Genomic DNA, 26,867 nt, shown 5'->3' with positions numbered 1-26,867 from the left:
CCACTCTCCTAGACAAATATGGTCTATTCTTTTTGCATAGGAGAAAACATTATGAGTGGACAACGTTATACCCCAGAATTTAAAGATGAAGCTGTAAAATTGATTACTGAACGAGGATATTCTGTCAGTGATGTGGCAGAACGTTTAGGTGTATCACAGCACAGTATTTATAAATGGCTTAAAGCTGTACATCCATTACACAACAATCATGATGAACATGAACTGCTTGAAGCAAAGAAAGAAATCCTCCGCCTTAAAAGTCAGCTTAAACAGACAGAAGAGGAACGAGATATCTTAAAAAAGGCCGCAAGGTACTTTGCAAGCCAGCCCGAGTGAAGTATCAATTCATCCTTGAATACAGCCATCAATTTAAGATTAAAACGATGTGTCGGGTATTAAAGATCGCTCGCGCTGGTTATTACGCTTGGCTACATGAACCTGAATCAAGTAGAACCATTGAAGACAAGCGTTTATTACAGCTCATTCGTTCTTCTTATGATGCCAGCTATGGTATCTATGGTTACAGACGCATTACTTTAGACCTTAAAGAATTAGGTGAGGGTTGTGGACCTAATCGTGTACTAAAGATCATGAAAAACAATAGTATTACAACTATACGAGGGTATAAGAAACATAAAAGCTATGGTCGAGGCCGTCCTCAGATTGTGCCACTCAACCATTTAAATCGAGAGTTTGTTGTAAATACACCTGATACTTCGTGGGTGACTGATATTACTTATATTCGCACATGGCAAGGCTGGTTATATCTGGCTGTGGTTCTTGATTTATATTCAAGGAAAGTGATCGGTTGGTCAATGAAATCTACGCTTGCCAAAGATATCGTACTTGATGCTCTACTCATGGCAGTATGGCGACGCAGACCTAATGAACCTGTGATCATACACTCAGACCAAGGCTCACAATACAGTAGCGGAGACTGGTTAAAATTCTGTCAGAAGCATAACTTAATACCTAGCATGAGCCGCAGAGGAAACTGCTGGGATAATGCCGTTGCAAAATCCTTTTTTAGTAGCTTAAAGAAGGAAAGAATTAAAAAGAGAATCTATAAAACACGCGAAATGGCGCGTGCGGATGTGTTTGATTACATCGAGATGCTTTACAATCGAATCAGGCGCCATTCGCATCTTGATGGGATGAGTCCAGAAGCATTCGAGGCAGCTGCAAAATGAGGCTACTTCAATGTCTAGGATACTGGGAGCAGTCCAGCTGTAAAAATTTTGATTCCTGAAATCATAACGACTGAGACAAACTCAATTTATTTAAATAAATCTAACGATACTTGCACATAGACCTTCGATCATAAGACAATAGTCACAATATTGTTTTAAATTTACTTAGGCTATTTCCATGTCCCAATCTATTGATGTTCTTGGCGGTATTACAGCTGAACAATTCCTTGCCGAATATTGGCAAAAAAAGCCATTATTGGTCCGCAACGCGCTGCCTGAAATTATCAATATTTTAGAACCTAGCGATATTATGGAACTGGCTTTAGATGAAAATGTCACAGCTCGTCTCATCAAACAAAAAGACCGTGACCCAAATCAGTGGTCGGTAAAGTCTTCACCGCTGTTAAAAGCTGACTTCCAAAAGATGCCAAAACTCTGGACTTTATTGGTTCAAGCCGTAGATCACTACTCTTTTGACTTAGCAGCACTGTGGAAAAAATTTCCTTTTATTCCGCAGTGGCGCCGTGATGACATCATGGTGTCTTATGCGCCTAAAGGTGGCTCTGTCGGAAAGCATTTTGACTTTTACGATGTCTTTTTAGTTCAAGGTTATGGTCATCGTCGTTGGCAGTTGGGTCAAATGTGCGATGCTGAATCTGAGATTGTTGCAGGCCAACCTTTAAAATTACTGCCTGAAATTGACGTACATTTTGACGAAGTATTAGCACCAGGTGATCTACTTTATGTACCCCCGGGTTTATCACATTATGGTGTAGCTGAAGATGACTGTCTGACCTTCTCTTTTGGCTTCCGTATGCCAAACGTCACCGACATGGTAGACCGTGTAGGCGACAAACTGTCTGATAACGCGCTACTGCGTAGTCCTTTGCTCGATATTGTCCGTGACCAACAAAGTCCGATCGGTCAACTAACACAAAACGAATTGGATTATTTAAAGGCAGAAATTTTGGCTCAGCTACAAAATTCAACTTTGCTTGAAGATGCTATTATGACCTTGATGTCAGAGCCAAAGTACCCTGAAAACATTCCTGATGCTGAAGAAATTGGCACAGGAGATTTAGAAGGTATTTTAGACCAAGGTTATCAATTGATCTTAGAACCCGCTTCTCGCCTACTATATACTCACGATGAAGGTGCATTCTTATTTTGGGCCAATGGTGAAGGGCTATGCATTTCAGAGCAATTTGCACCATTACTTAAGAATTTAGCAGATGGTGAAGCACTGTTACTTGATGAAAGCTTATATGATGCCGATATTCTAGAAGACATTGCAATGCTGATGAACGAATCCGTCTTAATGCTACTCCCACCTGACGAAGCTTAAGCAAACCAAGTGCTGAGGAATCTAATCTACTCAGCACTTTCTCCCTCACCAAACCTTAAACTGGCAATAATTTTGGTACAGCCTTTTTCAGATTCGATATTGAGCTCAGCACCAATTTTTTCTAAACGCATTTTCATACTGCGCATACCAATGCCCATCCCGTGGTTAAGCACACACTCCACATTAAAGCCTACGCCATCATCCTGAATAATCATGACCAAGTGAGTTGTACTTGGATAATACATTTTTACATCAATATGCCGTGCTTGGCTGTGCTTCATAATATTGGTCAGACTTTCTTCAAGCACACGAATTAAAGTCAAACATTGTAGTGCCGTCGGTTGTATTTCCCATGCCTCCGGAATGCTCCAAGTCGCCTCCATATCTAGCTCATCCATGATCTGACTAAACCGATGCCGAACAGGAGCAATCCATAACACAGGATTATCTGGCGTTTTGTTATTGATTAAAGAACCGCTGTCAATAATTTGTCTTAAATCATCTCGAAGCAATTTGAGGATGGATAAAAATTGTTGATTCGACATGGTACTAGCGCTCTGATCCACCAAAATCATGGAACGAACCAAAGATGCCCCCAAACCATCGTGCAAATCATGCGCTAAATGAATACGCTCCTGTAGACGAACATTTTCAATCTCTAATTGGTGTCGTGCATATAAACTAGAGGACAAATTACTGGTCACAAAGCTTACCCTCTGCTCAAGCTCAGTATTAAATCTTTGTATTTTTTTGATATTTCTATCTAAACGCGTTGCGAGAATAATCACGATAAAAAATGTGATCACCGGTGAGGTATACGGTGACAAGGGCTGATGGTCATTAATATGACCATCAAAAAGTAGTGAAATATCATAAAGCATAACTATAAGAATCACGCTTAAACAAACAGCCAATAAAATATAATCAGGGCGCTTCGTTTTATAAGCACGATAAATCACAAAAAAGAATGATGCGATAAAGAGCACAATGCACAATAAGAAAATCACCGCAGTTACGATATTAACCATCAAGCTCGGGATAAATAAGATGGTAACAATACACACCGCAGCAACTAAAAATAAGGTTTTTTCTAACTCAGCAAACTTTGTTCTTACAAAACGCAGCAGGTAAATGCAAAAGCAAACATTGTATAAAACAAAAAAAGTCAGATTAGTTTTCATGACCCACAGGGAGTTTGGATATGGAAACACTTCTCGATTGATGACATTCCAAATAAACAATACCCAAAACAAACAGCTAACAGAAAACCACAAAAATGTCGTTTCATTGCGTCTAAAAAACCAAATGACAAAACACACCAACCCTAAGGTAGTAGAAATAACTAAGTTAACTTGAAACAGTGCTCTCTTGTTCCAAATTCGTTTTTGTTGTTTATCATATGCTGTTGTGATATCAGAAAATTCTAGATTACCTAAACCCGGACTTTCATAACTATTACCAACCACATACACCCAAATGTCATTGTTTTTTTGTTTTAAGCTTTCGACAGGAAGGATCCAAAAACGCGGGGTATTCCAACTTTTGGATAGAGGCTCAACTAAATGCTTATCTTTCCAAAGTAAATTTCGATTAAAAAAAACAGCGCCTGCGCTACTCATGCCTTCCACAGAAAATGCTAAAGGCTGCTTCAGTTCATTACTATCCTTACAACTCCAATGCCAATTAAAATGGTACCAAACGCCACCATCATAGTATGGCCAACGCTCTGTCCACACATCAGGGTTTTTGACCTCGACCCACCCAATCTTTGGAACAACATCAATAGACCTTGTTTTCACTGCAGAAATTTTATCGATATTTACTTTACAGGTTGGACTAACAATAAAGTTCGTTTGCGCGGAACTGGCAAAGCTAATCACACACAAGCATAGTGTGATAAAAATACTCAGCCAACCATTTCTCATAAAATACCTAAAGAACGTGCAGTACTGACTGCTTTAGTTCTTTTTGTGACGGAAAGCTTCCGGTAAATATGCTTAATATGACTTTCAACGGTATAACGTGATACAAATAATTGCTCAGCAATTTCACGATTACTCAGACCCTGCGCCACTAAATTAAGAATTTCAGTTTCTCGATTGGTGAGTTGGTCATAGTCCTGACCATCTAACTGCTCTACCCGCTCAGTTTGTGGGGTATTTGAGGTCGAGATTTGATTTAATATTTCACGAGCAATAAATGGGTCAATCGGTGCACCACCGCGCAAAATACTCCGTATCGACATCAGTACTTCAGCATCATCACGTTCTTTTAGTACATAACCATTCGCTCCAGCCTTAATCGAGGCAAATAAGCTTTGCTGTGTACTCCATGCCGAAATCACTAGAATTAATGCGCTTTCATCTATGTCTCTGAGTTTTTCAATTAAAGTGATGCCATTTCCATCAGGCAACCCTAAATCGACTAAGGCTAAAGAAATGGGTTGTGAGGCAATGATTTGCATGGCTTCAGCTAAATTTTTAGCAAAAATCAGCATATCTTGACTATAGCCCAGTTCCGACAGGATCAGATCTAGACGCGAGCGAATCATGGCTTCATCTTCCACGATTAAAACAGGTGCAGGCAAAACAGTTTCCTTATTTTTCACTGAAGCTTCCCCTTTTTCTTATCATTCTTCAACCACACTATACCGATGCAAACTTGGCCTAACCTATCCCTAGAAGTAAGTAATTTATAATTTTTTCTTTTGAACAATAAGCGCTTATTCATATTCATTTTATATACTTTAAATTCTGAAAGATATCAATCTGTATAAAATTTATCCATAATTTTAATATTGAATTCCCACAGCAAATAATAACGGGCGTAACAACAATTTATTACTTGTAGATGAAACAGAGACTTGGCACATTAGGTCTAAACAATCTGGAAGGATGCCCAGCCATATGTCTAGCCCTGCTCAATCCATACGTCATAAATTACTGAATACTTTCTTTTCACGGCACTCCATTTGGCTACTGTGTATTTTTATTTTTTTGAGCATTTCTTTTTTTAATTATAGCCGCACCCCTATCTATATTAATTATTTTATTTCAGACACTTTACTGAACAGTATTTGGCTGATCACAGGTTTACTGAGTCTTGTTGGCTTGCATGATGTTTTACAAAATAAACATTCGATCTTAAAGAACTACCCAATCATGGGGCATTTTCGTTTTATTTTTGAAGATTTCCGCCCTGAAATTCGCCAGTATTTTATTGAGGCCGATCAAGACGCACTGCCTTTTTCACGTATGCAACGTAGTTTGGTCTATCAACGTGCAAAAAACCAGAATGCAGATAAACCATTCGGCTCCATTATCGATGTCTATGCAGACAACTACCGCTTCATGACTCATTCACTGAGCCCATGCACACCTGCTAACCCTAAAACCTTCCGTATTCTGGTGGGCAATTCGCAATGCTCACAACCTTATAGTGCTTCTATTTTCAATATTTCAGCCATGAGTTTTGGCAGCCTGAGTGCCAATGCCATTCGCGCTCTAAACAAAGGAGCGCAAATGGGTGGTTTTTACCATGATACTGGCGAAGGCAGTTTAAGTCCGTACCATCTTGAATATGGAGGTGATATTGTTTGGGAGTTAGGCAGTGGTTATTTCGGTTGCCGTACTCTAGATGGTCAATTTGACCCTGAAAAATTTGCTGTTCAAGCCAAACGACCTCAAGTCAAAATGATCGAAATCAAGCTCTCTCAAGGAGCAAAACCCGGTCATGGCGGGATTCTACCGAAAGATAAAATTTCTGAAGAGATTGCTGAAATACGAGGCGTCAGTCGTGATCATGACTGTGTTTCCCCCTCAAGTCACTCGGCTTTCAAAACGCCAATTCAGATGATGCATTTTATTCAAAAACTGCGTGAGTTATCTGAAGGCAAACCAGTCGGTTTCAAGCTGTGTATTGGTCAGCCTTGGCAATTTATGAGCATTGTCAAAGCCATGCTGCATACCCAAATTATTCCTGATTTTATTGTCGTAGATGGCTCCGAAGGCGGGACTGGTGCAGCGCCTATCGAGCTGATAGATAATATGGGCGTACCACTACGTGAAGGCTTACTTTTTGTACACAATACACTGGTCGGTGCGGGTTTACGTGATCAGATCAAAATTGGTGCCAGCGGCAAATTGGTTAGTGCCTTTGATATTGCTAGTACCATGGCAATTGGTGCAGATTGGGTCAATTCTGCACGAGGGTTTATGTTTGCGGTGGGCTGCATTCAAGCACAAAGTTGTCATACCAACCAATGCCCTGTTGGTGTTGCAACGCAAGACAAAGAGCGTCAAAAAGCACTACATGTGCCCACCAAAGCCGAACGTGTGCTGCATTTTCATGACAACACATTAAAAGCACTTTCGGAAATGATTGCTTCAGCAGGCTTAAAACATCCAGCAGAAATTAAAGCACGCCATTTAGCGCAACGCATTAATGACCGAGAAATTCGAAACTATGCGCAGCTACATTTTTGGTTAAAAGATGGTGAGCTGCTGTCTTGTGAAAATAAAGATGAAGAGAACTTCTATTTCCGTATGTGGAATATGTCCAAATTAGAACATTTCTAAATAAAAAGGAGGCTGATAAAGCCTCCTTTTTATTTTCGATAACAGAAATCACAGAATGTTAGTAATATCCACTCGATGAACCCTGCGCATGTAAAAAGGCTGGGATTAGACCTGTTAATGCCGCACGAATATCCGAACGCTCATTGATCAATTGATGCGAACCTTCCTCCAACATCAATAAGGTCTGTAAGCGAAACTTTTCACGAATAAACTCAATGTTATAACGCCAGTCTACCGTCTGATCCAGTGCACCTTGAGCTAACCAGACTGGAATGCGACAGGCTGGACGCTGTTCCATTTCCAACATCCATTTGGACATAGCCAAAATCCAATCCATACCCATCATACGAGGTTGTAGTGGGTCTTTTAAACGGACAAAACGTAAGAACTCAGGGTTATGGTTATTCCGCCTAAAATGGCGCGGCACTTGGCGTTTAATCCGTCGAATAATACCCAATCCAACCGAATTATGCCACCAAGCAGATTTTGCAGGTCGAATGAGTGGCGACAACAACAAAACACGTTGTACATAAGGGTTTTCACGGCGTTCGGCAAATTCAAGCAAATGATGCATCAAAATTGCACCACCCGTGCTCTGCCCTATGCCTAGCCACGGTTGTGGCAACTGCTCAGCATGTTTAACATAACGTACCACAGCATGTAACACATCTTGATAATGATCAAAGTTTTGGATATTCGCAGGTGATCCATCACTGAGTCCATGCCCCGGAAGATCATAGGTCAGTACACTAAAGCCTTGTTCAAGCAACTCTTTAATAATGGGTTGGTAAATTCCGCTATGCTCTAAATAGCCATGCAACAGACAGACTGAACCTTTGATTTTTTCAATTTTTGGTGCAAAAACTTGGACATGCAGCTTAAACAAAGGCATTTGAACATAACCTTGCCAGTGATCACAGTCCAACGTATCTAAACCGTATAAACGACGATAAGACACCATCTCCACCGATGCCTCATACGGCTGGTTTAGATTCAAAGGCATTAGAAGCTGTGGTGTCGTCTCACGACTCGGCACAGGAAGTTCAAGCTGTTTGAGTACCGAAGGATTTAAAAAAGGAAGTTCAGGCATTATGGAATCTCCCGACAGTCACTCGAACCCAACAGTACATCGCGTATCGTTGCGAGCATTTCATAATTGGCACGGCGACTATGATCATAATTTTGTTCACTTGGACGCCATTGGGTTAATTGGGTCGGCATAGGTGCCTCAATCGGCTGTGTTTCGATACCATTTAAAGCAAATAAACGGCGTGTACGTGGCATATGATATTGATCTGTAATTAAAATCACTCTAGGCGCACCACCTTTTTTCTGTAAAAGCAAAGAGCTAAAGCGCGAGTTTTCGCAGGTGTTCATACTACGATCTTCCAATAGTTTCGCATCGACGCCACGTGCCTTTAACCATTTTTGCATATACGGGGCTTCGACACCGCTAAGCACAATGGGGAGCTTGAACTGTTGTTCTACTTGTAAAGTGGTTTCAAGACGTAGTCGCGTATATTCATTCACCACAATATCTTTACGGTTTTTGTCTAAAGTTAATCCACCACCCAAAACGACTATGGCATTCGGCATGTTTAATGCCGCTTTTCTCTCTTCATTTTGTGCATGTATTTGTGCGATGTCCTGATAGATTTGTTCATCTATCGGCTCTTCCTCTACAGTCTCAACTTTATGTGTTTTTAAAAAGTCGAGATAATGTTCCATCAGGGCTTTATTTTCTTTGCTATTCAGTTCTAAGAGTTCTTTAACATTTTCGGTCGGATCAACCTCAGAACTTGCCTCCTCAACCACCAAAGGAATTTGAGGCTTTTGCTCTTTTTCTTGTTCTTCACGCTGTTCAGAAATAATCAACTCTTGCAGTGCTTTATAACGTGCCTGAATCGTGGTTAGGTTTTGCGAATTATGTTCTTTGATTTGCTCTTCCATCAACTGTAAGTACGCTTGACGGGCAATCCACAAATCAGAACCCGGTTCTAAGCTTTCTTGCTCACTGAGTGCTGCCATTTTTTGACTTTGTGCTGCGACTTCATTGACGTCTACAGGGACAAAGGCATTTAATGTCGCCACAATCAGCTTAGAATAAAAAGGCGTATAAATAAAAATCATTAAACAGCCGAAAAATGCAAACAGCACCGAAGTGATTTGCATTAAACGCACCATTTTATGGGTTTTACTCATACTTTTAACGATCCTGATGAGATTGGATGAGACCCGCCGAATTAAATAGCACAGGCTCAGGTTCCAACAAAACTTTAAATTTATTATACACATCCTGCTGTACTGCACGGTATGTACTCTGTACATCGTTCAAATCTGCATTGGCATAATTCACTAAAACCAAGGCTTGTTTGGCAAACATCCCGACAACACCGAGCTGCTTACCTTTCCAGCCCGATTGATCAATCAACCAACCTGCTGCAATTTTAACATCACCATTCACCTGCGGATAATGTGGCAATTTTTCAAATTGTTGGGCTAAAAGGTCATAAGCTTGCTGACTAATAATTGGGTTCTTAAAAAAACTGCCTACGTTAGGAAATTCTTTCGGATCAGGCAATTTACTTTGACGAATCTGAATCACTTGTTGTTGTAAATTAAAAGCAGTGAGCTCATCCCCCACGGCTTGTTTTAAGTCACCATAGCTAATTTTCAAATCTTCTTTTTTCAATAACTTGAAAGTCACATGTGTAATCACATAGCGATTTGGATCATCTTTAAAAATACTATGACGATAACTAAATGCACAGTCTTTAGCTTGAATATCGCTAAATGTTTTCAACTGTCGGTCATAGACTTGCACGCTTTCGATGAACTCACCGGCCTCTACACCATAAGCCCCAATATTTTGTACAGGAGATGCACCCACGAGCCCTGGAATCAACGCCAAATTCTGCAAGCCAAATAAATGATGTTCTGTCGTCCAAAGCACAAAGTCATGCCAAACTTGACCCGCACCGACCCGTATAGTTTTGGTATTCGCATCTTCAGACAGGTTTTCTACGCCTAGAATGTTCATATGCACAACCAAAGCATTAATTTGTGCGGGAAGCAGCATATTACTTCCACCAGATAGAATCATGACATTCAAAGCGTGTTGCTGTGCATAATCCAATGCTTCTACAAGCTCATCTGGACTGTGAATTTGAACATAATGAGAGGCTATCGCATTTAAGCTTAACGTATTAAAAGGTTTAAGCTGTTTTTGTGTTTCGATTTGCATGCACGAACCTTAATTACTGTTCAAATTGTTGTTTAAAAATACTGACCCACGCTTGGCTGCTCGACTCACATTGGTCAAGAACACGTTCAAAACCATCAAAGCCACCATAGTAAGGATCAGGTAAAGCTTGCTGTGGATACTGCGCGTCATGTTCAGACATGAGTGCAACTTTAGCGCGGAGAGGCTGAGTACCAAATTCAGTTTGCGCTGTTTGATACAACGCTTGAATATCATCAAAATTACGATGATCCATCGCCAAAATTAAATCGAAATGGACAAAATCACAGGTCTGTAACTGTCGTGCGCGTAAGCTGGATAAGTCATAGCCCCGTTTTAAAGCATGTTCTTGACTACGCAAGTCAGGTGCTTTCTTGGGATGGTAATTACTGGTTCCCGCCGAATCGATTTCGATGTTGAGCTGATGTGCATCACAAAAATGTCTGAGAACCACTTCTGCCGTGGGAGAACGACAAATATTTCCTAAACAGACACATAACACCTTATAGGGCGCTGTGAATGACATAACCACCTCGAAACAGCTTTATTTTCAAGTGTCTTATGTTAAGTTATTTAGAGGATGAATCCTATAGAAGTACAAAACAATATTGTTGGATAATATATAAAAAAGGATGCTGATATGAACCAATTTCAATTTCAAACTGTGCCGAATATTATTTCTGGCTTAGGCAGCATTCAACAGCTCAGAGACATTTTAACAGCACGTCCTTATCAACATCTGTTATTGGTTACTGATGCAGGTATGTTAAAGCATCATCTTCACCTTCCCATCTTAGAAATTTTAGAAGATATCTCGCTCACTTACAGTATTTACAGTGAGGTTGAAGCAGATCCAAGTGAGCAAATTGTTTTAAATGCGGTTGATTATGCCAAACAGCAAAAAGTAGATATCGTTTTAGGCTTTGGTGGCGGCAGCTCTATGGATGTTGCAAAAATTATTGCCATCCTCAGCCATCCTGCACAGCAGCAACACTTGTCAGATCTTTATGGGATGAATCATGCCCAAGCACCTCGCCTACCCTTAATTTTGGTCCCAACCACTGCAGGGACAGGCTCTGAGGTCACACCAATTTCGATCGTTACCACAGGTGAAACGACAAAGACTGGCATCGTAGCACCCGTTCTTTTTGCTGATGTGGCGATTTTGGATGCGACTTTTACTGAAAACCTACCGCGTCATATTAGTGCTGCTACAGGCATTGATGCGATGGTACATGCGATTGAAGCTTATACCTCTAAAATCAAGAAAAACCCCTATGCCGACATGTTGGCGAAACAGGCTTTAAAACTACTGAATCAAAACCTCAGTTTGGTGCTAGAAGATGGTCGAAATTTAGAAGCACGACAAAATATGTTGGTTGGTTCGATGTTGGCAGGACAAGCCTTTGCTAATGCCCCAGTAGGTGCTGTTCATGCGCTTGCTTATCCATTAGGCGGACATTTTCACATTTCTCATGGACACAGTAATGCCTTAGTGCTGACAGAGGTTTTAAAGTTTAATCTTCCGCTAGCTAAGCAACATTATGCGGAACTGATCTGCTGGCTCGACCCAAAAAGTACAGGCTGTACCGATGGTCTTTCTGATCTTTTCGTCGATCATATGCAAAACCATTTGGACCGTAGTGGTTTAACCTTAAAACTCAAGGCATTGAATGTTTCTGAACACAGTCTAGACCAGCTTGCAACCGATGCCATGTTGCAAACACGCCTACTACAAAACAACCCAAGAGAACTAGAATGGCAACAGGCACGCGAAATTTATCAAGCCATTTACAGCTAAGCCATACAATTAACTAGGCTATTTATAAGACAATTTTAAGGATGATATCGATGAGACAAGCTGCAAAGACACGTGACCAATTTCATTATTTTTTACCGATTCAGACACGTTGGTCGGACAATGACCTCTATGGCCATGTCAACAACGTCACCTACTATAGTTATTTTGATACTGCGGCAAATGCCTTACTGATTGAAAAAGCAAATTTTGATATTCACCAATCCCCTATTATTGGTTTAGTGGTCGACTCAGCATGCAGTTTCTTACATGAGTTGTCTTATCCTGAGATTATTGATGTTGGTGTGACTATTTCCAAAATAGGAAACTCTTCACTCACATACGAACTTGCCATTTTCAAATTTGGTCAAGAAACTGCTTCAGCTCAAGGACATTTTATTCATGTCTTTGTAGACCGTGAAACACGAAAAAGCACCCCGATTCCCTCTGAAATGCGGAGTGCTTTGCGCCACTACTTAAGCCATGACATTACTTAAGTTGGATATTATGTAATTCACCCTCAAAAGTTTGTACAAGACCTTTGACCGTATCTTCATTTTGCAGTAACTCATGCGCACGTTGAAATGCTTTTTGCTTGCGCTGCGCCTGCATGGTGTAAGGCGTAATCGTTTCAACTTCTACATATTTCACATCAAAACGCGTCTGCGGCCATTCAGCTTTGAGCGCATCTTCTAAGACATGACGTAATTGGGTGAGGAGCTGCTCATAACGCTGTGGAATCATAAACACAGACTCGGCATTAATTTGCCCAGCCATTAAACCTTGCTGAGCCAACTCTTGTACCGCGGGTGATAAGCCGCTACTTCTAAACCAGTATTCCCACTTCTCCACCGTCCACTCACCGACCAACTGCTGCGGTTGTAGCTGCAAAATATCTTGTGGCATTAAATCGACTGATGCAGATGAAACCTGTTCAGGTTGAGCAGGCTCTACAATAGCAGTAACAGTTTGCTGGCTTTCATTTTCTACAACTTGAGAGTCCTCAACATTAGCAACTGAAAATACTTCGCTTGCTAAATCAAACGACTCCGCTCGCACAGCGGGTTTAGCTATTACTGCAGCAGGTTCAATGTGTGCTTGATTTTGAGTTTCTATTTCTATTTCTAGCGGTACAATTTCATCAAATAAGAAATCATCACTATTCGGTTCATCATCATTGCTTTGCGCATTAAATTCGTCTGCTTCATCTAAGTCGAATAGCACTTCATCACTGGAAGGATCAAAAACGATTTGATCAGATTGCTGAGATGAGTCCACTGGTGGTTTATTATCTTCAGCACTTTCTGAAAGATCGACATCATCAAGTCCAGGCTTAAACTCAGGCTCTACGTCCTGATTTATCGTAGCATCTTCAAATGCCACTTCAACATCTACAGTTTGAGCATCTTGCTGCAAAGCCGTTTCTGGAGAAGAAGTCGGTATTGCCGTTTGTTGTACAGATTCGGATTCAACTACAGCGCTATTCGTCTGAGCCACCAGCACTTCATTCGGTTGTAATGGACGGAACGCCAACATACGCAGCACCGACATTTCAAAGCCTTGCTCTTGCGTGACTGCTAGCTGTAATTCAGCACGTCCTTTACATGCAATTTGGTAATAAAGTTGCAAGTCTTGCGCAGCAATTTGCTGAGACAATTGCATGATTTTTTTATTAATTTCAGCACTATATTTAAGACTAAGTTCTGGCAAATATTGTAGTAATGCCAATTCATGTAAAGTCGAAATCAGCTGATCCAAAACTAAAGATACATCCAGTGCTTGCTGGCGGAATTGCATCAGCAACTCACTCACCCATTGTTTTTGATTTTGATGTATTGCAAGGATCAAATCATAAATAATAGTACGATCAATTAAACCCAACATTTCTTTGACATCTTGGTGCTGGATAGCACCCTGACCGTAAGCAATCGCTTGGTCTGTCAAAGAAAGTGCATCACGTAATGAGCCTTGGGCAGACTCTGCAATTTGCCAAATCGCATCTTGTTCGGCTTGGATGCTTTCTTTATTTAAAATATTCCCCAGATGCTCGGTAATTTCATCGACAGCCAACGGGCGTAATGTAAATTGCAAACAACGCGAAATCACGGTAATTGGGAGCTTTTGCGGATCTGTCGTTGCAAAAAGGAATTTCACATGTTCAGGTGGTTCTTCCAATGTTTTGAGTAAAGCATTAAAAGAATGCGTAGACAGCATATGTACTTCATCGATTAAATAGACCTTAAAACGACCTTGTGTCGGCGCATAAGGAACATTGTCTAAAAGTTCTCGCGTATCTTCAACTTTAGTCCGTGATGCCGCATCGATTTCAATTAAATCAATAAAACGGCCTTCATTCACGGCGGTACAGGTTGGGCAAACTTCGCACGGCGTCGAAGTCACACCCGTTTCACAGTTCAAGCACTTCGCCAAAATACGGGCAATGGTGGTTTTTCCGACCCCACGCGTTCCTGTAAATAAATAAGCATGGTGCAAACGTCCGCGCTCCAAAGCACTGGTTAGTGCTCGAGAAACGTGGTTTTGCCCCACTAGCTCATTAAAATTGCGAGGACGATATTTCCGTGCAAGTACCTGATACATGTATGCTCCTTTTTATAGGCCTAAGCATACTGTTTTTTTGCCAAAGAGTGAATGAATTACTTCACTCCGTTCTCGCATTTCTAAGCTATAAACCTGATTTAGATCAATAATCCAAAAACCATTAGCTCCATTTTTATCCCACTCTCTATCTCAAGCTATTTATGTATTTAGATTATGGATTTGAAATAAAGTGAGAGCTTTGGAAAAGTAAAAAGGTGTAAATATTAAAATGAATTTCTAAAATACAGCTATTTAGGAAATTAAGCTGGTTTCACTAAAATAAAATCACTCTGCATTTGATATTTTTTTCCAGTCACATCTTCACGTATTTCTAAAACACGATCTTCTAAATCGACATAAAGCAAGTTTCGCGTTGTCATATTCACTAACTCTACCTTGTGCTGATCTTGAGCATTAAAACGAAGTGCTCCAGTCAAAGTTTCGATTTCGTTATGGCCACTCAAACTTTCTCGTTTTAGGGTATAAGTCATGTTTTCATGCAGCTCTAGTGCAACTGCCATACCCGGACAGTCTTCACAACGGGACAAACATCCCATACACGGCATTGTCCCCTGATAACTCCCAACCCACGCAGGAATAATCTGCTTTTGTTCTGCCACTTGAAGTTTAGACTGATCATGTTGCGTTTGATTTGCCTCGGAACAGCCTAAGAGTAATCCTGTAGCGACCAGCGGGATAAGAATGGGAGCCTTCATGTCACAAATATTCAAAAATCTAAACCGCGACGAACATAACATATCTTAGACGCTGACTAAATCTCAGTTCTGTCAAAACCAGCCTTTTTTGCCTTTTAAGACCGCATCTGCACAGCGTAGACTTTCTTGACTCAAAGCCCAAAGTCGATAATCCCCAGTCAAAGAACCTGTAGCAAAGTTATGTGTATAGGCAAAACTTAAGCCTCGCTCACTATCGCCCCAAGCCCCTGAACCATTAAAGCCCATATGACCAAAACCCTGCTCTGCGGTTTTTCCTAAGGTTAATATACGGTGATACCCCAAGCGCCAATGCATAGGTATCGGCATCACGCGATCTCGATAGCTATATTGCACTCGACTCAATTCAGAAAATACATCTGGACGAATCAACTGCTGACCTTTCCAAATCCCTTTTTGAGATAGCATCGCATACACTTTAGCTAAACTATTGGCTGTAAATACACCATTTGCTGCGGGAATGATCGCCTGAATCGCATCATCATGGTAAAAGCTGACCTTTTTCATGCCTTTGGGAATCATGCCATCCTGAAAATCTTGTGGATCTTGCCCTGACCACTGCATCGCTTTATCTAGCAATGAGACTTTACGCACCTTCGTTGGACTTTTTTGATTTGGTTGGATAGATACAGGACGAGTAATGGGCCTCGCAATACGTTTTAATTCAGCACTGGGTGCACCAAAGTAAGCCCCATCTAGCTCAAGTGGCTCAACTAAATAGGTTTGGAAGAGTTCAGTTAAAGGTTTCCCCGTTGCTTTTTCCAAAGCACCACCGACTAGCCAACCAAATGACAAAGGTTGATAGGCGGCATCTTCACCAATTGCAAAGCGTGGTTGTGCCTTTTCAAATACGTCTAACATATGTGCCCAGTCCAACATCTCTGTTGCATCGGCAATGTTATTACGAATATCAAATAATCCACTTTGATGACTCAACACATGTCTTAGCGTCATCTTTCCTTTACCATTTTGGGCAAATTCAGGCCAATAATCCGCAATCGGTTGGTCGTAGCTCAGCACACCTCGACTGACTAAAATATGCGCCAAGGTTGCGAGCACGCCTTTGCCTGTCGAATAACACACCGACATGGTATTGGCCTGCCAAGGAGAATCTACCGCTGCTAAACCCGTATAGATATCGACAACTTTTTCACCTTGAAAATATAAAACACAAGCTGCACCGCCATATGCTGAACGAGCATCCTGCAAGCGGCTAAACAGATGGGCAACACTTTGAAAACGTGGGTCAACATAGCCTTGGTAATGGTTCGGATTCGCTTGTAAATATTGTTTTAAAATTTTCATTTACACATCCTTGTATTTTTAAGCTGGCATAAAAAAGCCCAGTGTAATCTAAACTGGGCTTTTTAAAATTATAGTGCTTTGACCTGTCCCGTCACATGCGGTTTTTGATTCTTACTATTTCGAATTAAGAAAGCGGTATTTATACCATCTGTAGCAGTCATAAAATCGACAGTTGACGGTAAATACATCGGAAGTTTAAACCAAACATCTGCTTCATAAGCATCAGGCAATGTGATCGAAGCCAACGCTCGCGCCTTACTCCACATGCCGTGCGCAATGGCTTGTTTGAAACCAAAGGCTTTTGCTGTCATCGCATGAATGTGAATGAGGTTGAAGTCACCCGATGTCATTGCATAACGACGACCTGTGTTTTCAGAGACTTCCCAGACTGCATTCGGCTGATAATCTGGAGTCGTTGCTTCAACTAATTTTGGTGCTGTTTTACCATCGGTCTTTTGACGTGCTAAATACGTGGTTAATGCTTCAACGACTACTTCATTGCCAACTTTCACTGTGGTAATAAAATCGAACTGAACACCTTTATCATGTGGCTCAAGCGCGCCATATTTACATGATAAAGTGAGGGTTTCATTGACACCAACTTTACGCATTTGTTTGACTTGATTGCGAATATGTACCAAACCTAGCACAGGAAATGGAAACGGCTCTTGCCCCATCATGTGCATTTGTAGGCTTTGCGATAATACGGCTAAATAAATCGCAGGTATATAACCATTATTTTTAAAGCCACATACTTCGTTATAGGCTTTCAAATGCTTTTGATCGACGTTAAAAGAATCCACCACATACTCAACCTGCGGTAAGACTTTTTCACCTTTTGGTTTTTTAAAGATCAAACCTTGAATGACTTTCGGATAAGCCATATATGGTTTTGGAAGTTGACTAAAATGGCGAGTCTTCATACTGAACCTTTGAGAAGTTTTTATTTCAATATTTTTTGAAAGCACCTTCTCCCTCAGGGAGAAGGTTGGGATGAGGGAAAATGCCATCCCATTTATAATATAAAGAGTTTATCTCCCCCTCTAAAGGAGAGATAAATTCAAGCTTTTAAATTAAGCACCCAACAAGCTTTGACCACAAACACGTACAACGTTGCCGTTTAAACCAGTCGATGCTGTCGCTGCAAATAAAGCAATGGTTTCAGCAACATCTACAGGTAAACCACCTTGGCTCATCGAGTTCATACGACGACCCGCTTCGCGGATTGCAAATGGAATCGCAGCAGTCATTTGGGTTTCAATGAAACCTGGCGCAACCGCGTTAATGGTAATGCCATTCGTCAACGTTGGTGCAGTAAATTTAACTACACCAATTACACCTGCTTTCGACACAGCATAGTTAGTTTGACCTAGGTTACCCGCAATACCTGAAATTGATGATACACAAACAATACGACCATTGGCATTTAAACCCTCGTTCGCAAGTAAATAATCATTCACGCGTTCAATCGCAGACAAGTTAATGTTAATCACCAAGTCCCAAAGCTCAGGCTTCATATTCGCCAAAGTTTTGTCGCGGGTAATACCTGCGTTATGCACGATAATATCTAAACCACCTTGAGCAGCTGCTGCAGCTTTAATTTTCTCACCAGCATCGTTTGCTGTGATATCAATTGCCAGTGTTGAACCACCAATCTCACCTGCAACACGGTCAAGATCTGCTTGTTGCTGTGGTACATCTAAACAAATCACATGCGCACCATCACGTGCCAAGACATGTGCAATCGCTTCGCCAATACCACGGCTCGCACCTGTCACTACAGCAGTTTTACCTGCCAGTGGTTTAGCCCAGTCTACATCTACAACAGCAGCTTTAGAAACGCGAATCACTTGACCAGAGACATAAGCAGAACGTGGAGATGCTGCAAAACGTAAAGTTGACTCAAGATTTGCTTCTGCACCTGCATCCACATAAATCAAATGTGCTGTAATCCCCTTTTTAAATTCTTTACCGACAGACTTCACGAAGCCTTCAAGCGCGCGTTGTGCAATCGCTTTTTTCACGCTACCCGCAGTTTCAGGGGTAGTACCTACCACAATCACACGACCAGAAGCAGCCACTTGACGTGCGATAGGATTAAAGAAGTTATATAACTCATTGAGTTGCTCTGATGACTCAATGCCAGATGCATCAAAAATAACAACTTTGAATTTAGACTCTTTGTCTCCTGCATTAAATGCACTTAAATTTAAGCCCACTTGAGCCGCAGCTTGCTGTAACTGTGCATTGTTACCTGCATAGCTATTGGCGTGAACATTTGCCAACACTTGCGCAATTGCACCAGATAATGAACTGTTTGTTGCTGCACCCAGTAAAACAGCACCTTTAATCACAGGCGTTGCTGACTCAAAACGGTCTAAAAAAGTTGGTGCAGGTAAACCCAAATTTTTAATGACAAATTTACCAATCGGAGATTTTGCGAATGTTTGGTATTGATCAGTCATGTTTTTTATCTCTCATACAAATTAATTGTTGATGGATTCAAAGATATCCTTTTAACTTCAAAGTGATGTCTAGAGTCTTATATTTCAATAGTTCCATCGGTTTCTATAGAATCATACTTGAGTTATAGATGATATGTCTTGACCTGAAAGCCTGTTGCAATGTCATTCTAGTCAATTCAGCCCTTTTTATAATATGCTAATGTACACCCTAAGAATAGATTAACATGCTTGGAAAAGCCTTATGAGCAAAACAACTCAAGAAAATCCAGCAGTGGAAAATTCTGCTACGGAAACTGTGTCAAATACATCAAAAAGTACATCTCGTAGAACTAAAAGTACTGGCACAACAACCCAATCAGTAAATAACACGACTAAGCCGACTCGCACCCGTGCTGCGTCAACTCGTAGTAAAAGCCCCGCTTCTTCTACAAATGCTTCAAAATCAAAAACTCAAACTGCTGTTCAACAGGATCAAACCATGAGTCAAAACACTGTTCGCCGCGTGGCTATTATCGGTGGTAACCGTATTCCTTTCGCTCGCTCAAATGGCGCATATTTCACCGCTTCGAATACAGATATGTTCACAGCAGCGCTAAACGGTCTTGTTGAACGTTTTAACCTTCAAGGTCAACGCCTTGGTGAAGTGGTTGCTGGTGCGGTACTTAAACACAGCCGTGACTTTAACATGACCCGTGAATGTGTACTAAACACTGCACTTGCACCAGAAACACCTGCTTACGATATTCAGCAAGCATGTGGTACTGGCTTACAAGCAGCTTTCTTAGTTGCCAACAAAATCGCACTGGGCCAAATTGAAGTGGGTGTTGCTGGTGGTGTAGATACGACTTCTGATGCACCAATTGCGTTTGGTGATGGTTTACGTAAAGCATTGCTTGAACTCAACATTGCAAAAACGGGTAAAGACCGTTTAAAAGCTTTAACCAAAATCAACTTAAAAGACTTGATGGATGCGCCGAAAAATGGTGAGCCACGCACTGGTCTTTCTATGGGTGATCACCAAGCTATTACTGCGCTTGAATGGGGTATTGCACGTGAAGCACAAGACGAACTTGCTGCATCTTCACACCAAAAAATGGCTGCGGCTTACGAAGAAGGTTTCTTCGATGACCTAATCACACCATTCTTAGGTTTAGAGCGTGACAACAACCTACGTGCTGACTCTACTGTTGAAAAACTTGCTAAACTCAAACCAGCTTTTGGTAAAGGTGATGCGCGTACCATGACCGCGGGTAACTCAACACCACTTACGGATGGTGCGTCTTGTGTGCTTTTAGCATCTGAGGAATGGGCAAAAGCAAACGGTCACGAAGTGCTTGCTTACTTAACCTTCCAAGAGACAGCTGCGGTTGATTTCGTTGAGAAAAAAGAAGGCCTATTGATGGCACCTGCTTATGCAGTTCCACGTATGCTTGAGCGTGCTGGCATTAAACTTCAAGACTTCGACTACTACGAAATTCATGAAGCATTTGCATCGCAAGTTCTTTCAACGTTGAAAGCTTGGGAAGATCCAAAATTCTGTAAAGACCGTTTAGGTTTAGATGCTCCACTCGGTTCAATTGACCGCACTAAACTCAACGTAAAAGGTTCTTCACTTGCAGCAGGTCACCCATTTGCTGCAACTGGTGGCCGTATCATTGCTACTGCTGCGAAGTTGATTAACCAAAAAGGTTCAGGTCGCGTACTGGTTTCAATTTGTGCTGCTGGTGGCCAAGGTGTAACAGCGATTATTGAAAAATAATCTCACCTTCGCCGTTAAAAAGCACCTCTTTTGGGGTGCTTTTTAACTGGTCAAAACAATCAATTTGCTCTATAGATAAAAATATAAAATAACCAAATACAAAGCTATGCGAAATTCATCCCCATTGTTGGCTTATCTCAATACACCCATTCGCTATTATTATTTTTACCTCATTCCCTTAGGACTAGCACTCCTTATAGTCAGTTTTGATGTTCACTTTCAAGGCATGTTTCCAAGTACTATCGCATCCAACTTATCCAGTCCACATAAATTTCTCAATGACTTTTTTGCTATATGTACTTTCATATGTATTGTCGTTATTTTTATCAATTATTTTCGCGTACAGCTCAACAGACAACAAATCCAGCACATTAAACCACACTACGCAAAACTGAATACACAGAAACGTTCAATGTTTAGCCCGTTAGGCTTATTGTTTTTTATTTTTATGTTGCTCTTTTTCTGCTTAAGCTGGTTTTTGATCAGTGATGAAATCCCATACACAGATTCCAGTACAAAGAAAGGCGCAACCATGGTCTATCTAAAAGGCTTTGCTCATCCGTATATTAGCGCTGTAGTGAATAGCTTACACTATGCCCTCACGGTTCTTTTTGCCTTGATGATCCCTTATATTTTCAATGTCAGAAAATTCACATAAGAATCGCTGCACATTAAAAAAGCCACGACATTGCGTGGCTTTTTTTTAATTTGAATATTGCGCTTCAGGTTGAATACCCAATTTCGCTTCCAGCATGTCATAACACCACTGGAAAATAAAGGTATAAACCAAAATACACATGGTTAAACTGAAGTCGAGCACGATGGCTTGCCAAATACTCATTTGCATTGCATATGCCACCATTGGGATGGTTGCAAGCATCAAACCACCTTCAAAACCAATCGCGTGAAGAACACGCACACCGATGGTTCTTTTTAGCTTTCTTTTCAATTCAAACTTTTCAAAAAAATGGTTAAACACCATATTCCATATGACCGAAGTGACAGCCATGGCAATACCGAGTACACCTGTGACTTCTAAAGGCATATGGAATATGAAACTTAAGGCAACAGCAATGATCACCAATAGGATGATTTCATAGCTGAGCGCATGAATAATCCTTCTTTTGGAAATCAACATTTTTAATTACTCTTTCATGATTGGATGTTGGCTATTTTATTTTTATAATATTGATTAATCGAGTTAGGTTCTTTCAATAAAATTGAAAGATAGGGAATTATGAATATCAATCAAGAGCAACTGATTATTTTTAAAACCGTAATTGAGTCAGGCTCATTTTCAGCTGCTGCACGCAAGTTGGGTAAAGTACCATCGGCCGTGAGTATGTCAATTGCTAACTTGGAAATAGACTTAAACCTACAGCTCTTCTTACGCGAAGGACGTGAGCCCACAGCAACTGCGCAAGCCCTGACCTTGTATGAAAAGACCGAGCAACTGTTGACTGAAATGAATCAATGGAAACAGCATGCCTATGCCCTAAGCCACGGTTTAGAGTCATCGCTGAATATCGTAGTGGTATCTGAACTGCTGCATATGCAGTGGATCGACTACATCGCAATATTAGAGGCCGAATTTCCCAGTCTACAAATCAATATTTTTTCTGCACCCCAAGAAGATGCACAGAAAATGTTACTCAATGGCACAGCACAACTGGCGCTGATGTTTGAACGTGAGCAACTGGAAAGCAGCGAACAGTTTGTAGAATTAAAACTCGAAACTTTAGTTCCCGTCGCCAATAAGGACTTTATTCTGGCACAATTTCCACAAGTCAGTTTTGAACAAATTCAACACAGCCGTCAAATCGTGGTTGCCAGTCGCGATAAAAGCATTAAGCCAGAATTGCTCTATTCCAAACAGTATTGGCGGACAGACAACCATCACTCGGCTTGCGCCTTAATCATGCAAAATTTTGGCTGGGGTGTTTTACCCTTAGAAATGTTGAATGAAAGCCCTCAGCTCAAAAAGCAGCTCAAAATATTAGATCTGCTAGATTTCACACCAAAGTTTGAATATTTTGTGGACTTGGTCTGGAGTCGTGAAAGTGAATTGGGTGCGGCTGCACGTTTTTTAATCCAATACATCCGAAATCAGCGTAAAAAAGTATAATTACTGCTGTTAAAACGTCCGAATCTACTTGGGTTAAAAGCAGTTTGTGTTATAAATATTTTACGGGTAATAACTTTAAGAACGAACGATCAATGACACAAACCGCATTAAACCAATTAAAAAGCTTAACCACTATTGTTGCCGACAGTAGCGATTTAGCGGCGATTAACCAATTTCGCCCGCTCGATGCAACCACCAATCCTTCTCTAATTACAGCTGCTGCAAGTCAACCTGAAAATAAAGAGTTGATTGAAGACGCTTTCGCTCAAGCCAAAGCGGAAGGCTTCGAAGATGACTTACTTATTGAACGCACAATCGACATTCTTACCGTCAAATTTGGTGTTGAAATTCTCAAGTTAATCGAAGGTCGTGTTTCCACAGAAGTGGATGCCGCGCTGTCTTATGATACCAATGCCACCATCGAAAAAGCCAAAGAGCTGCTAGTGCTATATAAAAACTACGGCGTAGATCAAGATCGTATTTTAATTAAAATTGCTTCGACATGGGCAGGTATTCAAGCAGCGAAAGTGCTGGAAGCTGAAGGTATCCATACCAACTTAACGCTTTTGTTTGGTGTACATCAAGCACATGCTTGTGCGGAAGCGAATGTCACTTTAATCTCACCTTTTGTTGGACGTATTTTAGATTGGTACAAAAAGGCCGAAGGCGTGGACAGCTATCCCGTTGAAAAAGACCCTGGCGTACTCTCTGTGAAGCAAATTTACCAGTTCTATAAAGCACATGGGGTTAAAACAGAAATTATGGGCGCAAGCTTCCGAAGTATTGACCAAGTGTTGGGACTAGCTGGCTGTGACCTGCTGACTGTTGCACCTAATTTATTGGCTGCACTTGAGCAAGATACGCGTGAAGTCAAAGCGCAGCTGTCTGCAAGTGATATTGCACCAGCAACAACTGCACTTAACGCACTCGGTGAAACTGAGTTTAGAGATCAAATTGAACATGACCTCATGGCAACGCAACTGCTACAAGGGGGGATTGATGGATTTATTAAAGCTCGTCAACAGCTGAACACACTGTTACGTCAGTCTTTTGGCTTAGATGAAGAAATTTCAGCTTAACTTGATTTTTCTTCTTTTAAAAGCCGATTTTGTTATTATGCAACATCGGCTTTTTTATTGAGAATACGTTGTGTTTGGTATTATCGACATCGGTACTTATATCATCGGTACAATTCTAATTGTGATTTTGCCAGGCCCAAATTCTCTTTATGTGATGTCCATTGCCTCACGATTTGGTATTAAGACAGGTTACTGGGGTGCATTAGGTGTTTTCACAGGCGATTTGATCCTCATTCTATGTACCGTGCTGGGTGCAGCATCTCTTTTACATGCTTTTCCTTGGCTGTTTATTTTATTAAAAATTGTAGGTGCACTCTATCTGTCATATTTAGGTATAAAACTCTTGATTGCAGGAGTCAAAACCTGGAGCTCTAGCCCACAACAGCTTGCAGCAAGTACAGATCAGAGCACTTTACAAACCTTGCATCCTTTTCGCTCAGCGCTGACCATTAGCCTTTTAAACCCAAAAGCTATTTTGTTTTATCTGTCTTTTTTTGTGCAGTTTGTCGACCCAAATTATGCCTACCCAGCACTAAGCTTTGCCTTACTTTCCATTATTCTACAAATCATCAGTATGGCTTATCTCAGTATCCTGATTTTTTCAGGTATTAAGCTGGCGAGCTATTTCAATCGTCAGTTTAAAGTTGCAGCCGTTGCGGTGGCGACCGTCGGTCTGCTGTTTTGTGGCTTCGGCTTAAAACTGGCACTTTCTACACTGTAATTTTCGTGAATAATCTCATTATTTTCGATAAAAAATCCATCGTGTGCTGTTTTCTTTTTCAAGAACCAGCGTATGATCCTTGAACAATAGTAATTTTCACTCATTCAAATTATGTTTTGATCTTCATGCAAAAATTATTTCAAGATTTCTCAGTTCCAGCAGTATTCGCAGGTTTTATTACCTTCCTCATTGGCATTAGTGTGTCTTCAGTCTTGGTCATTCAGTCCGCCCAAGTCTTAGGTGCAAATATCGCGCAAATCAACTCATGGTTCTGGGCTTTAGGTCTGGGTATTGGTTTGAGTGGCCTGCTTTTATCTTGGAAACTTAAATATCCTGTATCGACCTCATGGTCTACGGCAGCACTGGCCTTAATTATTGCTACAGGCAGTGGTTATAGTTTGCATGAAGCAATTGGTGCATTTTTGGTCTGTGGTTTAGTTACTGCCATTTTGGGCTTTTTCGGTATCTTTGAAAAAGTACTGACGTATATCCCACAAAGCCTGACCAGTGCCATGCTAGCTGGTGTGTTATTGAAGTTTGGTATTTCATTGTTCGCCAGTATGCAAGACCATTGGGGCTTTATTTTATCCATGCTGGCGGCTTATATTGTTTCTAAGCGACTTACCCCACGTTATTGCATTGTCATTACAGTGATTGCAGGCTTGTTACTCTGCCCGTTATTCTTAGACTTTCATACTCCTCAAATCACATGGAGCCTAGCGCAACCTGTTTGGATGGCACCTGAGTTCAGCATGTCTGCTATTTTAGGTTTGGCACTACCTTTGTTTGTGATCAATATGGCATCGCAGTACTTACCGGGTATTGCCATGATTAAAAGCTATGGCTATAACCCCCACGTCAATCAACTGATTGGTTGGACGGGTACCGCTCAAGCCTTACTCGCACCCTTTGGCTGTTATAGTGTCAATACCGCAGCAATTAGTGCAGCCGTCAGTTTAGATGAACAAGTTCACCCTGATCCATCGAAACGCTATATTGCTGGGATGAGTTGTGGTTTCTTCTACATCTTAATGGGACTATTCGCAGCCACCCTGACCAGTCTTTTGCTTTCTTTCCCTGCGATTTTTATTACAGCCTTGGCTGGTATTGCTTTGTTTGGCACCATTAGTCATAACATCGCGATTGCATTTGAAGCGGTATCAGAGCGTGAGGCAGCCCTCATGACCTTCTTATTCAGCGCATCTGGGGTACAGTTCTTTGGCATTGGCTCTGCCTTTTGGGGACTACTCTTTGGTTTTGCGGTTATGTTTATATTTAAGTTTAAAGCCAAAAAAGTTTAAGCCCTCATATAAAAAAGCACCCTCGATGGGTGCTTTTTTATTTTTAAATATTGCTAACTTGAAAAATTAATGCTGATAACTTCGTTGAATCAATTCTTGCTTAAGTTGCATGGTCTCAGACAAATTTTCCACCTCAGTAAATGCCGTGAGCCAAATGCCATCTGCAGCATAGCGCAAAATTTTAAGCTCCAAATCATTGTCTGTATCCTGATGTCGTGCTAAACGTTTTTCCAGCCACTCAATCCAATACTCATTAAAGGTACGATCCGTCAGCATAATCATCGAAATAGCTGACCAAGAATGCTCCAAGCCTAGCACCTGCTTTTCTAGAGTAATTTCAATATAGGCTCGGGTAAAGCAACCATAACGATCTCGGTCTTGGCTAATCAACTCATCAACAACACGATCTAATTGTTCAAGCTGTTCCACAACCATCGCTTCAAGTAGCTTTTGTTTGTTTGGAAAATGATGAAAAACCCCGCCCTTACTCACACCAACCAAATCAGCCACAGCTTGTATGGAAACCCCAGTCACGCCTTTTTCAGCAGCCAAACAGATCGCATGTTGTAGAATACTTTGGCGAACCTGTTCCGGTGCCTTTTTACGTGGACTTGCTTGTTGCATCGAAG

The 26,867-nt window shown here is 41.1% G+C and carries 24 protein-coding genes; 11 read left to right on the top strand and 13 right to left on the bottom strand.

The features are described 5' to 3' along the window. The first annotated feature begins 51 nt into the window (after window positions 1-51). Window positions 52-1,190, top strand: a protein-coding gene (locus KVY11_RS06450; protein ID WP_218288469.1) for an IS3 family transposase whose coding sequence is annotated in 2 segments (ribosomal slippage) — window positions 52-310 and window positions 310-1,190 — 1,140 coding nt in all. Because the reading frame shifts where the segments join, the coding sequence is not laid out codon by codon here. A 178-nt stretch (window positions 1,191-1,368) separates the two neighbouring features. Further along, window positions 1,369-2,535 (top strand): cupin domain-containing protein, encoded by a 1,167-nt coding sequence (locus tag KVY11_RS06445; protein WP_218288468.1) that lies wholly within the window; start codon window positions 1,369-1,371, stop codon window positions 2,533-2,535. A gap of 26 nt (window positions 2,536-2,561) precedes the next feature. Here the strand turns inward: KVY11_RS06445 and KVY11_RS06440 are convergent, their stop codons facing one another. Beyond that, window positions 2,562-4,460 (bottom strand): 7TM diverse intracellular signaling domain-containing protein, encoded by a 1,899-nt coding sequence (locus KVY11_RS06440; protein ID WP_218288467.1) that lies wholly within the window; start codon window positions 4,458-4,460, stop codon window positions 2,562-2,564. Continuing rightward, entirely contained in the window at window positions 4,457-5,143 is a 687-nt protein-coding gene (locus tag KVY11_RS06435; RefSeq protein ID WP_148825979.1) for a response regulator transcription factor, read from the bottom strand. Before KVY11_RS06435 ends, KVY11_RS06440 begins: the two co-directional genes overlap by 4 nt. Window positions 5,144-5,441: 298 nt before the next feature. On the opposite strand from KVY11_RS06435, the gene KVY11_RS06430 reads away from it, so the two are divergent. After that, complete coding sequence (locus tag KVY11_RS06430; protein WP_218288466.1) at window positions 5,442-7,112, top strand: FMN-binding glutamate synthase family protein; 1,671 nt, start codon at window positions 5,442-5,444, stop codon at window positions 7,110-7,112. A 58-nt stretch (window positions 7,113-7,170) separates the two neighbouring features. Here the strand turns inward: KVY11_RS06430 and KVY11_RS06425 are convergent, their stop codons facing one another. The 4 genes from KVY11_RS06425 to KVY11_RS06410 are packed head-to-tail and all read right to left on the bottom strand — an operon-like array spanning window position 7,171 to window position 10,879. Then, entirely contained in the window at window positions 7,171-8,202 is a 1,032-nt protein-coding gene (locus KVY11_RS06425) for an alpha/beta hydrolase (RefSeq protein WP_218288465.1), read from the bottom strand. Next, window positions 8,202-9,314 carry a YdcF family protein gene (locus tag KVY11_RS06420; RefSeq protein WP_168159219.1) on the bottom strand — a complete coding sequence of 371 codons (1,113 nt, stop codon included), beginning with the start codon at window positions 9,312-9,314 and terminating at the stop codon, window positions 8,202-8,204. The genes KVY11_RS06425 and KVY11_RS06420 overlap by 1 nt, the downstream gene beginning before the upstream one ends. 4 nt (window positions 9,315-9,318) lie before the next feature. Next, window positions 9,319-10,356: a UDP-N-acetylmuramate dehydrogenase gene (gene murB, locus KVY11_RS06415; RefSeq protein WP_218288464.1), complete on the bottom strand. Its 1,038-nt coding sequence runs from the start codon at window positions 10,354-10,356 to the stop codon at window positions 9,319-9,321. A 13-nt stretch (window positions 10,357-10,369) separates the two neighbouring features. After that, on the bottom strand, window positions 10,370-10,879 hold the full coding sequence (locus tag KVY11_RS06410) for a low molecular weight protein-tyrosine-phosphatase (protein ID WP_218288463.1): 510 nt from the start codon (window positions 10,877-10,879) through the stop codon (window positions 10,370-10,372). A 114-nt stretch (window positions 10,880-10,993) separates the two neighbouring features. Here KVY11_RS06410 and KVY11_RS06405 point away from each other — a divergent pair, with 114 nt between their 5' ends. Together KVY11_RS06405 and KVY11_RS06400 are read left to right on the top strand one after the other, a co-directional pair. After that, window positions 10,994-12,154, top strand: a complete 1,161-nt coding sequence (locus KVY11_RS06405; RefSeq protein ID WP_218288462.1) for an iron-containing alcohol dehydrogenase — start codon at window positions 10,994-10,996, stop codon at window positions 12,152-12,154. Between the two features lie 50 nt (window positions 12,155-12,204). Beyond that, window positions 12,205-12,648 (top strand): thioesterase family protein, encoded by a 444-nt coding sequence (locus KVY11_RS06400; RefSeq protein ID WP_058869707.1) that lies wholly within the window; start codon window positions 12,205-12,207, stop codon window positions 12,646-12,648. Here KVY11_RS06400 and dnaX read toward each other — a convergent pair. From dnaX to KVY11_RS06375, 5 genes are all read right to left on the bottom strand, one after another. Continuing rightward, window positions 12,641-14,749, bottom strand: coding sequence for a DNA polymerase III subunit gamma/tau (gene dnaX, locus KVY11_RS06395; protein ID WP_218288461.1), 2,109 nt, complete (start codon window positions 14,747-14,749; stop codon window positions 12,641-12,643). The two genes, KVY11_RS06400 and dnaX, sit on opposite strands and share 8 nt — an antisense overlap. 260 nt (window positions 14,750-15,009) lie before the next feature. Beyond that, window positions 15,010-15,465, bottom strand: a complete 456-nt coding sequence (locus KVY11_RS06390; protein WP_218288460.1) for a copper resistance protein NlpE N-terminal domain-containing protein — start codon at window positions 15,463-15,465, stop codon at window positions 15,010-15,012. Between the two features lie 72 nt (window positions 15,466-15,537). Continuing rightward, window positions 15,538-16,788 carry a serine hydrolase gene (locus tag KVY11_RS06385; RefSeq protein ID WP_218288459.1) on the bottom strand — a complete coding sequence of 417 codons (1,251 nt, stop codon included), beginning with the start codon at window positions 16,786-16,788 and terminating at the stop codon, window positions 15,538-15,540. A 68-nt stretch (window positions 16,789-16,856) separates the two neighbouring features. Beyond that, entirely contained in the window at window positions 16,857-17,711 is an 855-nt protein-coding gene (locus KVY11_RS06380) for a MaoC/PaaZ C-terminal domain-containing protein (RefSeq protein WP_218288458.1), read from the bottom strand. Window positions 17,712-17,861: 150 nt separating this feature from the next. Beyond that, window positions 17,862-19,253, bottom strand: a complete 1,392-nt coding sequence (locus tag KVY11_RS06375; protein ID WP_218288457.1) for a 3-oxoacyl-ACP reductase — start codon at window positions 19,251-19,253, stop codon at window positions 17,862-17,864. Window positions 19,254-19,494: 241 nt separating this feature from the next. Here KVY11_RS06375 and KVY11_RS06370 point away from each other — a divergent pair, with 241 nt between their 5' ends. Further along, window positions 19,495-21,012: an acetyl-CoA C-acetyltransferase gene (locus KVY11_RS06370; protein WP_218288456.1), complete on the top strand. Its 1,518-nt coding sequence runs from the start codon at window positions 19,495-19,497 to the stop codon at window positions 21,010-21,012. Window positions 21,013-21,118: 106 nt separating this feature from the next. After that, the gene (locus KVY11_RS06365) at window positions 21,119-21,670 is read left to right on the top strand and encodes a hypothetical protein (protein WP_218288455.1); all 552 of its coding nucleotides are present in this window, start codon (window positions 21,119-21,121) and stop codon (window positions 21,668-21,670) included. A 45-nt stretch (window positions 21,671-21,715) separates the two neighbouring features. On the opposite strand, the gene aceI is transcribed toward KVY11_RS06365, so the two are convergent. Further along, window positions 21,716-22,150 (bottom strand): chlorhexidine efflux PACE transporter AceI, encoded by a 435-nt coding sequence (gene aceI / locus KVY11_RS06360; RefSeq protein ID WP_218288454.1) that lies wholly within the window; start codon window positions 22,148-22,150, stop codon window positions 21,716-21,718. A gap of 99 nt (window positions 22,151-22,249) precedes the next feature. Here aceI and KVY11_RS06355 point away from each other — a divergent pair, with 99 nt between their 5' ends. The 4 genes from KVY11_RS06355 (at window position 22,250) to KVY11_RS06340 (ending at window position 26,238) form a co-directional block, all read left to right on the top strand. Then, window positions 22,250-23,137, top strand: a complete 888-nt coding sequence (locus KVY11_RS06355; protein ID WP_218288453.1) for a LysR family transcriptional regulator — start codon at window positions 22,250-22,252, stop codon at window positions 23,135-23,137. Window positions 23,138-23,229: 92 nt separating this feature from the next. Then, window positions 23,230-24,216, top strand: a complete 987-nt coding sequence (tal, locus tag KVY11_RS06350; RefSeq protein WP_218288452.1) for a transaldolase — start codon at window positions 23,230-23,232, stop codon at window positions 24,214-24,216. Window positions 24,217-24,286: 70 nt separating this feature from the next. After that, a complete protein-coding gene (gene leuE, locus KVY11_RS06345; protein WP_005401179.1) occupies window positions 24,287-24,937 on the top strand; it encodes a leucine efflux protein LeuE in 651 nt (216 codons plus the stop codon). A gap of 125 nt (window positions 24,938-25,062) precedes the next feature. Continuing rightward, complete coding sequence (locus KVY11_RS06340; protein WP_218288451.1) at window positions 25,063-26,238, top strand: benzoate/H(+) symporter BenE family transporter; 1,176 nt, start codon at window positions 25,063-25,065, stop codon at window positions 26,236-26,238. Window positions 26,239-26,304: 66 nt separating this feature from the next. Here the strand turns inward: KVY11_RS06340 and KVY11_RS06335 are convergent, their stop codons facing one another. Further along, window positions 26,305-26,862 carry a TetR/AcrR family transcriptional regulator gene (locus KVY11_RS06335; RefSeq protein WP_125274980.1) on the bottom strand — a complete coding sequence of 186 codons (558 nt, stop codon included), beginning with the start codon at window positions 26,860-26,862 and terminating at the stop codon, window positions 26,305-26,307. Window positions 26,863-26,867: the final 5 nt, after the last annotated feature.

The organism is Acinetobacter sp. CWB-G5 (genome assembly GCF_019209785.1).
GTDB classification, from domain to species: Bacteria; Pseudomonadota; Gammaproteobacteria; order Pseudomonadales; family Moraxellaceae; genus Acinetobacter; species Acinetobacter johnsonii.
The sequence above is the reverse complement of the archived record's forward strand: the minus strand, read 5'-3'. Positions and strand labels throughout refer to the sequence as shown.